The sequence below is a fragment of the Blautia sp. MB18-30 genome, assembly GCF_023669475.1.
GTDB lineage: Bacteria > Bacillota > Clostridia > Lachnospirales > Lachnospiraceae > Blautia_A > Blautia_A fusiformis.
Genome location: NZ_JAMOYY010000034.1, coordinates 17,126 through 29,036, shown reverse-complemented (window position 1 = coordinate 29,036; position 11,911 = coordinate 17,126). Strand labels below are relative to the sequence as shown.

Genomic DNA, 11,911 nt, shown 5'->3' with positions numbered 1-11,911 from the left:
CTTTTATTGTCTCATCCGAATCAGACTCTTTTACTATATCCTTGTCATTTCGTAGATTAGAAATTTCAAATGGGTATTGGTTCAATAATTTGATTGTTTCTTTGCAATTTGGGATTAATTGATTTCTTTTATTATATGGAATCGCATTTATGCGCTCTCTTAAATTATGCCGCAGATTGTATGCAAGCCAGTCTGCCGTATCAAAAAAAGCACGATACTCATGTCCATATGCTTTCTCAAGGTTTCCTTTGATATAAGAATAGTAATCGTATCCTTCCGGCACTTTTTTGGTTGTGCTTGCAAAAATCCTTACAATATGATCATATGCATCCCGGTGCTCTTTTAATGGCTGAATTAATGCATCCCCATTTTCTGATATTTCTTCGGCTGTAAGTAGATAAATTTTGGTTTTTTGATGTAATTGATATATCTTTTTCCACAACAGTCCAATCTCATCGTTTTGCATTAGATTAAAAACATTTTGTTCAGCCATTTAAAATACCCCGCTATTGAATTAATGAATTTTTAACTTTGACTCCTTTTCCCTCATTACCAGAAACGATTTTTCATCTAGAATACGGTCACCAAAAATCCGCCAGGATCCACGTCGCTTTATTCGGTACGCTTTAATAGTGGAGATTTGTCCGTTTTCACAGTCTCTTGAAAAAAATTTCCTATATTTAAAAGTTTCTATTATCCCCCATAGAGTTCCTGCAACTATAAAAAAGGAAGTACTGCTACAGCTTCAATCATAAATATTCTCCTTATCATCCCAGTTACATGCATCGTCACAATCGGACTGCATCCCAAGGTCTTTTGGTTCGATCACATTTCTTACACTACTACCTGCACTATATTTTTCTCTTCTGTAAATTATGCTAAGATGAACAAATGTTTCTCTGTAAAGTAACAAAAGAATAAATCCAACAAATATACAGGATAGTAATATAACTCCTTTCCTAGATGCCACAGACTGCAATTGTGGATTTCCAATGAAGCAAACTGCTGAAATTGCGCTTCCTGATTTGCCTTTCCATTTAAGAACAATGAGTCGAAAGCATCCAAAACCGTAAGATCTTTCAGATTTCCACCCACATACTCCTTAAACTCTTCCTCCAATAATCCGAAAGTTTCTATACAAACAAATAGAGTTTTATCATAAAAGTCCCAAATACCATTGTCAACGGATTTTTCGTATATTTATATTTTTACCGTCTCATAACCAACTCTCTCACTTCGAACATGTAGCAAAAAATCTATCATACCAGATAAGGAATGTCAAAACTGTCCAGATTTTACGGCTGTTATCTGCCTTTTTCTCTTTGTGCTCTTTCAGAAGTAAAAGAAGCTTATCTGTATGAAAAAACTCTTCTGCTTCTTTCGAGGTAAATAACTCCTTTACCCTCTGATACCAGTCATCCTGCCGCAGCCACACACGGATTGGAATTGGAAAACCAAGTTTCCTACGTTCATCGGTTTCCTGTGGAAGAAATTCTGAAACAGCTTTACGGAAAATATATTTGGTTGTACCCGCTGCAATCTTGGCTTCTTTCGGAAGCTTTGCTGCAAAGTCAAAAACTTCTTTATCCAGAAATGGTACCCTGACTTCCAATGAATGTGCCATGCTCATTTTATCTGCTTTCTGTAAAATATCGCCAGGAAGCCAGTATCTCAGATCTACAGACTGCATTTTTTCCATGTCTCGAAGTGATCCTCTGTTTTCTGACTCAAGTTCTTTAAAAAATGGTCTTAAATATTCCTGTGTGGAAGGTCCTGTTACTTTATTTTTCAAAATCTGCGCTTTCTCTTTTTCACGGTAAATATATGCATTTCCGATGAAACGTTCTTCCACTTTCATTCCTGCACGGATAAGGAAATCTCGTCCCTTCACATCCGGCAGCTTTGCAGCCAGTTTTCCAATTACACGTCTGACACCAAATGGAATCCAGGCAATTTTTTTCAATGATTCCGGTTCTCTGTAAATATTATATCCACCGAAAAGCTCGTCTGCTCCTTCTCCGGAAAGAACAACCTTGACATGACCTGCAGCCTCTTTTGAGAGAAAGTAGAGTGCAACGGCAGAAGCATCAGCAAGGGGCTCATCCATATGATACATAACATCTGGAAGGGCATCCCAGAATTCCTGCTTGGATATGATTTTCACATGGTGTTTTAAACCAGCTTTTTCTGCCACTTTGGCAGCTTTGTTTACTTCACTATATCGGTCTCCCTCATCGAATCCCACTGTAAATGCCTGATCTGCACCAGAGGAAGAAGCCAGATAACCGGAATCCACTCCCCCGGATAAAAACGCGCCGACTTCCACATCACTTAACATATGGTGCTCCACTGAATCCTTTAAATTCTCTGCAAGCTGATTCCGCAGCTGCTCCATATTCGTCTTACGGTCCCATTGGCCTGGTGCAAGCTTTGTTTTGAAATAAGTCTTTATCTCATAGTTTCCGTTTTTATATAAAAGCATATGACCTGGCATAAGCTTATAAATCCCCCTGAAAAAAGTTTCTTCCAGAGGGGAATATTGAAATGACAAATACTGCTCCAGTGCCTTCTGATTTACTTTCCTTTCATAGCCTGGAAATGCAAGGATACTCTTAATTTCAGAAGCAAATACAAAGTGTCCATCTATTTCGGCATAGTACACAGGCTTAATTCCAAAAAAATCCCTTGCAAGCATCAAACTCTGCTCCTGTTCATTCCATACAGCAAACCCAAACATTCCCCTGAGCTTATCCAGTGCCTTCTCCCCATACTGCTGAATAGTATTTATCAGAACCTCCGTGTCAGAATGAGTACAGAAAGAAATGCCGAAAGCCTCAAGTTCTGCCCGCAGTTCCTTATAATTATAGATTTCTCCATTAAAAACAATATGAAGGTTTCCGTCCGCACTTTCCATAGGCTGCTGCCCATCTTCTAAATCAATAATACTAAGTCTTCGAAAGCCCAGCGTGATCTTCTCCCTGCAAAAAGAGCCCTCACTATCCGGGCCCCTATGCTCAATAGCTTTCATCATCCTTTCAATTACTGTCTTCTGATCCTGTCTGTAACCTGTAAATCCACAGATTCCGCACATTTTATCCTCCGTATCTATTTGATGTAGTTTATACGCTGCAGCAACTTTTTTACCACAATTGAATCCCACATGGTCACATCGTAATCATAGTGGTCTGTGAGTCTGCGCCTCAGCTTGTGTTCTCCCTGTTTTTCTACAGATGTAGAAATCTTTTCTAATTCTACATCTATAGAATCAAAAAGTCAATCTTATTTTCTACAATTGCAGAATCTATGTCATATATTTGATTACCCGTCATGACATACCCCAATGACTCAGTTCTTACAGATTTTCAAACGGTGTGAATGCCTCACTGCTGATAAAATGAAAAGCCGGAAAAACGGTCTTTTGTTACAGAGCCATTTTTCCGACTGTATGGTTACCTATATTTAGTCAACTACCCATTACCTAAAGGTAATGGGCTTGGCAGACTTAGCCAAAAAGAACCGATATCAGTCTTGCAAAGACCTTGTATCGGTTCTTTTTGTATTTTCTCATTATCTAATTATGGGAGGATTTTTCTGTATCACCGAAAAAACTTTTATCCCCGCACTTCAAGCCACTGGTCAATGTTCCCAAAATGTACCGCCTGCAGGTTATCTACATCAACCAGTTGCGGGAAGCTGTTTCTGATGATCAGGACACCGTTTTCCTTATCCTGTTTTTCTCCACCGCCAGCGATGCCTCCCATGGTCCTATCAAGTGTTAAAACCGTTCCATCTTTATAACGCACCTGGTCAATACTAGTTCTGGCATAAAGATCCATGCCATAGTCCGTACCTGCGTACTCAAATTTGTTTTTTTCATCTTCATACACCTTCATAGCTTCATCATAATCAAGATATAATGACCATAAAAGGGGCGTTACTTCCATTTTTTTCACTGTGATTTCATAACCTCCAAAATCACATTTCCGGTTCACTTCCAGAGTTGTCGGAGGCTTTACTGCACCCAGAGTCCATTTAAAATCCCATGTTCCATCTGTAATAACAGTCGTATCATAATCTCCTTCCTCCGTAAGATTCTTTAATGTGATTTCTACTGTTTTATTACTCAGATCATAATCACCGTCATAAGATATACAGGCGTTAAAATATTTAAGATGTGTAGAATTTTGATCTGTTTTCAGTAACACATCCTGTCCTACCCCAGTATTGAAACTTCCAAATCTGTTATCGTCCACTGCATATACTTCTTTTCCATCGATCTTAAAATGTGTCATCTCCTCAAAAGAAGTATGATCAGTCATAGAAATACTGTCCTCTGTTTTCACTTCAAAAAAAGCATACAGGAATCCCTGATCCTGAATAGAATCTGTCAGGGTAACCGTCACACCATTTTGTGTTACAGACTGGTCTATATTCTGAATATAAGTTGATTCCTGCAGTGTCTCCTGCTGTTTCTCCGATGGATCCAGTCTTTTCACCAGGTAATCATTCCATTTAAAGAACTCTTTTGCAGCCACAGTAACAGCCATACCAGTACAGATTACTGCTGCTGCAATCAATAATCGTCCACTGATTTTTTTTCTTTTGTATTTTTTATCAACTGAATCCGCCTGTTCAATCTGTTTTAGTGTATCTTCAAATTTATTATGAAAATCCTGTGGTACTTCCGGTGCGATATTATTCCATTTCTTCTCTAACATGACATTTTCCCCTTTCCTGTTATTCTCTTTAATTGCTTGTTGTTTTTCCCAGTTGCCGGTCTTTTCTCTTCTTCGGATAACTGCACCTTCAAAAACTCTCTTGCACGTGAAAGTCTGCTTTTGATCGTTCCTTCCGGAATATCCAGAGCCTCACTGATCTCTTTCAAGGAAAATCCTTCTAAATAATACAATGTTACCAAAACCCTCAGATTCTCCGGAAGTTCCATAATCGCCATATACAAATGACTGTATCTGTCCTCCTCAGTCATTTTCATATTGTCCATATATTCTTCATATGGAATAACATTTTTTCTTTTCCGAAGAATCCCTTTGCATTCATTGATCAATATCCTTGTGATCCATGTTCGGAAATATTTTTCTTTCTTTAAAGTGGGAAGTTTTTCATATGCCTTAAGAATTGTTTCCTGCACAGCATCCCCACAATCAGAGTCATTCTTCAGAATGGACTTTGATATATGATACAGCATGGCTTCTGCATCCCGAACCTCCTTAATAAATACATCTTTTGTCATAACTTTGTCTTCTCCTTTTGTCCAGCTGGATTACTACTCATGTTTACTTTTACACTAATTAGATGCATCGGAAAGGAAATCGGTTCTCATAAAAGTATTTTTTTCCGTTGCCTCTTCCATTGCCAACGAAATATCTACTTTTTTTAATCGCTGTTCTGTTTATGTTTGTATTTTTTATGTAATTCCGTAATATATTCCTCAAGCTTCTCTTTGTCTTGCTTTTCACAGGCGACCAAAACCAAACACTGCTTAGATCAATCCGATATGCTTTTACTGTTTTCTCACCCAGTTTCTCTGTATATGTGCAATGAAAGATGAGATACTTTATCCCCATTCCAGACAGGTACGCAGAGCATGACTCTCACAAAGCAGTGTCCATTCAGATAGTTGGAACCGTTGTGTGCGGCTCAGTATAGATAATATCAGCAGAAATAAGGTATTTGCTGTCGGAACAGAAAAAGTTTCAAAATAGATCAAAAAATATTGCTGAAGTCTGCCTATCAGTGTTTTTTCGCTGTATAATGTTTTTGCCGTACAGGGTCACTTTCCTTTGTAATGTTTTATGCCAAATTCATTATACATCAGGAAATCCTGTACGATATTTTTTTATAAAAAAGTTGTAAAGTGGTGTATCAATATCATAATTTTCTAAAATTGAAACTTTTTACGCTTTGACAAGATATATAAGAATGTAAAGGTTAAAAGCTTTTAATTTTTGAAAATATTAAAAAGAAAGTAGGATTGATATGACAGATGAAGAAGAACTTTTGCAGCGTCTCAGGAACAGAGAAAAAAATTCAATAGATGAAGCAATCCGAATTTATACGCCGTATTTGAGTACTGTTTTGTATCATATGGCCGGCAATTCACTGCCGAAAGAGGATATTGAAGAAATTGTGGCAGATGTGTTTGTTGTACTTTGGAAGAATACCGGGAGGATAGATTTGCAGAAAGGTACATTACGGTCATATCTTGCTGCTGTTGCCCGGAATTTTGCTCTGAAACGGATAAACAGAAAGATGGACCATACATCTCTTGAAGATATTGAGCTGTCAGATGGCAAAAATTTCATGGAAGAGAATTTTCACAATAATTATGTATGGGAAACAGTTATGAGCCTTGGCGAACCTGACAGCGAGATTTTTGTAAGGCGGTATAAATTTGATGAAAAAATCAAGGATATTTCAAAAGCAATGGGACTTAATATTTCTACAGTTAAGACCAGACTTTCAAGAGGAAAAAGAAAACTCAGAAAAATGTTATCGGATGCGGAGGAAAAATTATGAGAAGAAAAAATTTGCTTAAAGAATTGGGAATACAAAAACAGGCAGATGCTTCCCTCAATGCTCTTGATATTGATACAGAGAATGTCAGACAGAGAGTTTATGCAAAACTTGACTTCGCAGATACAGAAAGGAAGCAAACGACTATGAGATCAAAAAAGAAAATATTACCTTTGTTGATAGCTGCAACACTTACAATTGGAGTTACTGCTATGGCAGCAACAGGAAAGATTTCAATGTGGACAGGTTCATCTGCATCACGTGCTGATTATACATCTCTTCCAACGTCAGAACAGATTACAAAGGATATTGGGTATAGACCGGTATTGATTGATACCTTTGAGAACGGGTACTGCTTCAAAGAGGGCAATATTATAAAAAACAGTTTTAAGGATGGCAATGCAAATGTAATTGAGAATTTTAAATCTGTGTCCTTTGATTATCAGAAGAATGGAGATGTTGTATCGTTTGAACAGCAGAAATTTAACTCAAAACTTACTCCGTCAGGTGATATTATTGCCACTGTAAATGGAACAAATTTGTATTATGTACATTATATAAATAAAGTGGTATCAAATGATTACGAATTGACAGAACAAGATAAAAAAGACCAGTCCAGTGGAAAAGTTATATTCAGTTACAATGACAGTGCTTCTCAGATTGAAGTCAGTCAGGTTCAAAGCGTTAACTGGAATAAGGATGGCATCCAGTATGATTTGCTGCAAATAGATGGAAAATTATCTGCCGGAGAACTTGCAGATATGGCGAGAGAGGTTATTAATAACAGAAGATAAAGAAAAAAGATGGTGGATTCAGTCCGGTTCACCATCTTTTTGTAACTGTTGTGGAAATACCTGTATCGCAGCTGATGCATAATATGTTATAATTTACAGATAGTGTAGCTGTCCAGAACTTTTATAGTTAAAATAAAAGTACAGCCTTTCGATTCATTCAATTAGCTGTACTCTCATTTCCTAGATTGACATGATCCAGCAAAGGGATTGCGTAATTGATATCGTTACGCTGCCCTTCACGGATCATAAAATAAACCGGATAACCGTATGCATCTACAACTGCATGGATTTTTGTGCTGGCTCCACCACGGCTGTGTCCGATTTCGTTTGGAGGCCCCCTTTTTTTGCTCCAGCACTATGCTGATGAGCTTTGACGATAGAAGCGTCCATTGACAGTTCTGTTAATTCGGCTTCTAAGCTCAAAACACGAAAAATATTATCAAGGGTGCCGTCTTCAATCCATTTACGGAAACGGGAATAAACCGTTTGCCAGGAGCCATAACGTTCTGGAAGGTCTCGCCATGGAGCTCCGCTACGAGCAATCCAAACAATTCCATTCAGAATTGTCCGGCTGCATTTTTGTGGGCATCCCTGTTTTCCAGAATTTTCAGGCGGCAGTAATGAAGCTATACGGATCCATTCTTCATCGGTTAATTCGTATCGTCTCAACATAATTTTTCAATTCTATCATAAAAGGATTTTGGGTTCAAGATGGGGTAATGAGAAATTTTCTATCCGGATGTCCTGTTTATTCTTTATGATCATTCCAATACATGCGACAGTGCAGTGCCATTCCCGGAAATAAAAAAACGGCTCATATCTTCATGCTCCAGTTCAAAATTGGTGTCCAGGGCTATCCTTTCGCCTGATAGTTTTCATACAGTTCAGAAAAGAAGCTGTTCTTTCAGTTTCCATTTTCTGTTCCTGGAAGTAAAGGCTGCCTCCACAGAATTCAGAAGCAACAGCCTTTTCTGCTCCTGGGTAAGATCTAACAGAGATTCCATATATCGGAATTCCCGGGAAAGGGTTGTTCTTTCGATCGCCGGATCATCGGTATTTAAGGTTACCTTAAGTCCCATTTCGAGAAATGTTTTCAGCGGATAAGCAGACATTTCTTCCATAGCTTTTGTCTGGCGATTGCTTGTAGGGCACATTTCCAGAAAAACCCCCTTATCCTTTACAAGCTGTATCACTTCCTTATTTCCCGCGATCCTCACACCATGACCGATCCTGACTGCCCCCATATGGACAGCTGTTTTTACATCCTCTGCATTTCCGGCCTCGCCTGCATGGATGGTAAATGGAACCTGATATTCTCTTGCTTTTGCAAAAAGCGCCTCGTAATTTTCTGTTGGAAAGAGTGCCTCGGCTCCTGCAAGATCGATAGCAACCACGCCACCATCTTCAACAAGATATTTTTTTGCCAGCTCCAGAGTTTCCAGATTTTCTTTCTGGTTAAGATCACCGCGCATACAGCATAAGATCAGATTACCGGGGATGGGAGTTCTTTTCAGACCACGTAATGCAGCATGGATCGCTGTTTCCTGAGTCATTTCCTTCTGTGTATGGAGCTGTGGGGCAAAACGAAGTTCTGCGTAGATCACACCGTCTTCCTTCATTTCAGAAAGAATAAGATAAACAGCCTCTTCCAATGCCTCTTCTGTCTGAAGAAGAGAAAGAGGCAGGTCAAAGCATTTCAGAAAATCATTGAGATTTTCGCAGGTATCCGGCACAGAAAGGAGAGAAAGAAGCTCTTCATCTGTGGCAGCCGGAAGCGTGATCTGCTGCAATGCGGCAAGTTTTCTGGCTATCTCTGTTGTAATGCAGCCGTCCAGATGTGCGTGGAGATCGATGTAGTGATCAATTCTATTTTCTGTTTTCATAGGCGCTAAGTACCTCCCTGGTTGGATTTATTCTTATCCCTGAAATGGTTTTGCGTTTCTTATGGTATCTGTCGGAAGGAAATATTAAGGTGAATTCCGGGTTATATTTCCTGTGTGGCTTTTTTTAACCAGGATTGCTCTTCTTCATTCAGATACGGAGAAATCTTTTCGTATACAAGGGCATGATACTGATTGAGCAATTTGCGCTCTCCTGCTTCCATCTGTTCCGGATCGATACCTTCCAGATCAAATGGGACCAGAGTCAGTGGCTCAAATTTCATAAACTGGCCGTAGGATGTTTTTTCGGCTTTTTTGCAAACTACAAGATTTTCGTGACGGATGCCGAATTCATTTTCCGCATAATATCCCGGTTCATCGGAGGTGATCATCCCTTCTTCCAGAACAGGAGCCGGAAGCTCAGCAGGGCTTTTCCAGCGGAAGCTCTGCGGTCCTTCGTGTACATTGAGAAGATAACCTACGCCATGGCCGGTTCCGTGGTTGTAATCCTCTCCCATAGCCCAGAGAGGTCCTCTAGCCAGGGCATCCAGATTCAGGCCGGTACAGCCGTAACGGAATTTTGCTGCTGCCAGGTTCAGGTGTCCACGGAGTACTGCTGTGAAATATTTTTTTTCTTTTTCAGTAACCGGGCCAAGTACAACGGTGCGGGTGATATCAGTAGTGCCCTCCAGATAATGTCCGCCTGTATCCATCAGAACCAGCCCTTTTGGCTCAAGTGGAATATTGGTTTCTTCTGTAGCACTGTAATGGACAATGGCTCCATGTGCACCGTAGGCAATGATGGGATCAAAGCTGTTTCCCTGAAAATTCTCCTGTGCGGAACGGAATTCATAGAGCTTATCAGCAGCGGAAAGCTCGGTGATCTCCTTCATTCCCACATTCTTCTTCAGCCAGTGGATAAACTTCACCATTGCAACGCCATCTTTAATATGGGCTGTCTTTTCATTCCGGACTTCGGTTTCATTTTTGATGGCTTTTGGGAGAAGGGTCAGATTTTCACCGTCCAGGATCGTTACCGTCTTTGGAATACTGCTGACCAGCCGGCTGTTTACATTGCTTCTGGAAAGAAATACCTTTTTCTCTTCGGGAATCGTCTGTACATAGGTGTAAATATCATCATATGGATAAATGGCAATACCGTCTTTGGAAAGTGCTTCCTTAACAGAATCCGAAAAGGCTTTTTCATTGACAAAAAGACGGAGCTCACTGTCATCCAGCACAAGATAGGAAAGAACTACCGGGCAGCAGTGGATATCATTTCCGCGGATATTTAAAAGCCATGCAATGTCATCAAGGGAAGTGAGGATAAAGAGGTCTGCGCCCTTCTCTTTCAGTTTGCTGCGGATCTCACGGATCTTGTCTGCTCTGGATCTTCCGGCCCATTTTTCGGATAATTCCATTACCGGTTCACAGGAAAGTGCCGGACGATCATCCCAGATATTTCCGATGAGATCCTCATTTACAGAAAAATGTACCTGTTTTTTCTGAAGGATTCTTTCTAGCGTCTCTGCTTCTTCTGCGCTTACGGTACGGCCATCGAAGCCGAGACACATTCCCTCTTTCAGATTTTCTTCCAGGAATTTGTGGATCGTTGGTACGTCCGGTTCTCCCATCTTAAACAGAGTAACCGGAGTTCCCTCTAACTGCTGTGCAGCCTGGATAAAATATCTTCCGTCTGTCCAGAGTCCGGCCATGTCCTGCATGATCACGGCAGTTCCGGCAGAACCGGTAAATCCGGTGATGTATTTTCTGCATTTAAAATAATCCCCAACATACTCAGAACCATGAAAATCATCGGTCGGAACCAGATAAGCATCGATTCCCTTTTCCTTCATTTGTTTTCGAAGATCTGTGATCCGTTCTGTAACTGTCATAATCTTATGCCTCCTCTGTATAACTGTTCTTTATCGCAAAGCCATGATCCATAGGGCCGCTTCCCTTTCCCAGATCCAGCATGGCAGCAAGGGCTCCGGAAATATAGTCCTTGGCACGGTTTACAGATTCCACCATGGAAAATCCCTTTGCAAGGTTGGAAGTGATGGCCGAGGAAAGAGTACATCCTGTTCCGTGGGTGTTGGGATTGTCAATTCTTTTTCCCTCAAACCACTGATATGTTCCATTCACATAGAGAAGATCATTGGCATCATTGAGCTTATGTCCGCCCTTGCAGAGAACTGCACAATGATACTGCTCGGAAACCTGTTTTGCAGCTTCGATCATATCATCGGCGCTTTTGATCTTCCGTCCGGTAAGCACCTCGGTTTCCGGGATATTCGGGGTGAGAAGATCTGCAAGAGGAAACAGTTCTTCCTTCAGAACATCCACCGCCTCCTCACTGATCAGTCTTGCACCGCTTGTGGCAACCATAACCGGGTCCACCACGATATTTTTTGCCCGATACTGTCGGAGCTTTCCTGCGATCATATGGATCAGATCACTTTCGGAAACCATTCCGATCTTTACTGCATCCGGAAAGATATCCGTAAAAATACAGTCCAGCTCCTGACCCAGGAACTCTGCGGTTGCATTCTGGATGGCTGTGACACCGGTGGTGTTCTGGGCAGTCAGCGCGGTGATGGCACTCATGGCGTATACTCCGTTTGCCATCATGGTTTTAATATCGGCCTGGATTCCGGCTCCTCCGCTGGAATCGCTGCCTGCGATGGTTAATGCTGTTTTCAT

10 protein-coding genes are annotated in these 11,911 nt (G+C 40.6%); 2 read left to right on the top strand and 8 right to left on the bottom strand.

What is annotated here, in order from left to right; translation table 11 throughout:
• From NCY57_RS13315 to NCY57_RS13300, 4 genes are all read right to left on the bottom strand, one after another.
• Positions 1 to 493 (bottom strand): hypothetical protein (locus NCY57_RS13315; RefSeq protein WP_250789752.1); only part of this gene is annotated, 493 nt, incomplete at its 3' end.
• Positions 494 to 1,231: 738 nt separating this feature from the next.
• Positions 1,232 to 3,091, bottom strand: coding sequence for an asparagine synthase (glutamine-hydrolyzing) (asnB, locus tag NCY57_RS13310; RefSeq protein ID WP_118071917.1), 1,860 nt, complete (start codon positions 3,089 to 3,091; stop codon positions 1,232 to 1,234).
• 520 nt (positions 3,092 to 3,611) lie between these two features.
• Positions 3,612 to 4,718, bottom strand: coding sequence for a DUF4179 domain-containing protein (locus NCY57_RS13305; protein ID WP_250789751.1), 1,107 nt, complete (start codon positions 4,716 to 4,718; stop codon positions 3,612 to 3,614).
• Positions 4,712 to 5,251 carry an RNA polymerase sigma factor gene (locus NCY57_RS13300; RefSeq protein ID WP_227574063.1) on the bottom strand — a complete coding sequence of 180 codons (540 nt, stop codon included), beginning with the start codon at positions 5,249 to 5,251 and terminating at the stop codon, positions 4,712 to 4,714. Before NCY57_RS13300 ends, NCY57_RS13305 begins: the two co-directional genes overlap by 7 nt.
• Before the next feature lie 746 nt (positions 5,252 to 5,997).
• Here NCY57_RS13300 and NCY57_RS13295 point away from each other — a divergent pair.
• Both NCY57_RS13295 and NCY57_RS13290 read left to right on the top strand, forming a co-directional pair.
• Complete coding sequence (locus tag NCY57_RS13295; protein ID WP_092070503.1) at positions 5,998 to 6,537, top strand: RNA polymerase sigma factor; 540 nt, start codon at positions 5,998 to 6,000, stop codon at positions 6,535 to 6,537.
• Positions 6,534 to 7,328, top strand: coding sequence for a hypothetical protein (locus NCY57_RS13290; RefSeq protein ID WP_118753133.1), 795 nt, complete (start codon positions 6,534 to 6,536; stop codon positions 7,326 to 7,328). The genes NCY57_RS13295 and NCY57_RS13290 overlap by 4 nt, the downstream gene beginning before the upstream one ends.
• A 273-nt stretch (positions 7,329 to 7,601) precedes the next feature.
• On the opposite strand, the gene NCY57_RS13285 is transcribed toward NCY57_RS13290, so the two are convergent.
• The 4 genes from NCY57_RS13285 to thiD all read right to left on the bottom strand — a co-directional run bounded on the left by NCY57_RS13285 (position 7,602) and on the right by thiD (position 11,911).
• The gene (locus NCY57_RS13285) at positions 7,602 to 8,000 is read right to left on the bottom strand and encodes an IS5 family transposase (RefSeq protein ID WP_227574064.1); all 399 of its coding nucleotides are present in this window, start codon (positions 7,998 to 8,000) and stop codon (positions 7,602 to 7,604) included.
• Positions 8,001 to 8,212: 212 nt separating this feature from the next.
• Positions 8,213 to 9,211: an adenosine deaminase gene (gene add, locus NCY57_RS13280; RefSeq protein ID WP_022427226.1), complete on the bottom strand. Its 999-nt coding sequence runs from the start codon at positions 9,209 to 9,211 to the stop codon at positions 8,213 to 8,215.
• 101 nt (positions 9,212 to 9,312) lie between these two features.
• Positions 9,313 to 11,103, bottom strand: coding sequence for an aminopeptidase P family protein (locus NCY57_RS13275; RefSeq protein WP_022427227.1), 1,791 nt, complete (start codon positions 11,101 to 11,103; stop codon positions 9,313 to 9,315).
• A 4-nt stretch (positions 11,104 to 11,107) separates the two neighbouring features.
• The gene (gene thiD / locus NCY57_RS13270; protein ID WP_022427228.1) at positions 11,108 to 11,911 is read right to left on the bottom strand and encodes a bifunctional hydroxymethylpyrimidine kinase/phosphomethylpyrimidine kinase; all 804 of its coding nucleotides are present in this window, start codon (positions 11,909 to 11,911) and stop codon (positions 11,108 to 11,110) included.

What these genes read in the sequence shown, in the direction of transcription:
- NCY57_RS13305 (WP_250789751.1), bottom strand. Translation starts at nt 4,718, where the DNA reads ATGTTAGAGAAGAAATGGAATAATATCGCACCGGAAGTACCACAGGAT.
- add (WP_022427226.1), bottom strand. Translation starts at nt 9,211, where the DNA reads ATGAAAACAGAAAATAGAATTGATCACTACATCGATCTCCACGCACAT.
- NCY57_RS13290 (WP_118753133.1), top strand. Translation starts at nt 6,534, where the DNA reads ATGAGAAGAAAAAATTTGCTTAAAGAATTGGGAATACAAAAACAGGCA.
- NCY57_RS13285 (WP_227574064.1), bottom strand. Translation starts at nt 8,000, where the DNA reads ATGTTGAGACGATACGAATTAACCGATGAAGAATGGATCCGTATAGCT.
- asnB (WP_118071917.1), bottom strand. Translation starts at nt 3,091, where the DNA reads ATGTGCGGAATCTGTGGATTTACAGGTTACAGACAGGATCAGAAGACA.
- NCY57_RS13295 (WP_092070503.1), top strand. Translation starts at nt 5,998, where the DNA reads ATGACAGATGAAGAAGAACTTTTGCAGCGTCTCAGGAACAGAGAAAAA.
- NCY57_RS13300 (WP_227574063.1), bottom strand. Translation starts at nt 5,251, where the DNA reads ATGACAAAAGATGTATTTATTAAGGAGGTTCGGGATGCAGAAGCCATG.
- thiD (WP_022427228.1), bottom strand. Translation starts at nt 11,911, where the DNA reads ATGAAAACAGCATTAACCATCGCAGGCAGCGATTCCAGCGGAGGAGCC.
- NCY57_RS13275 (WP_022427227.1), bottom strand. Translation starts at nt 11,103, where the DNA reads ATGACAGTTACAGAACGGATCACAGATCTTCGAAAACAAATGAAGGAA.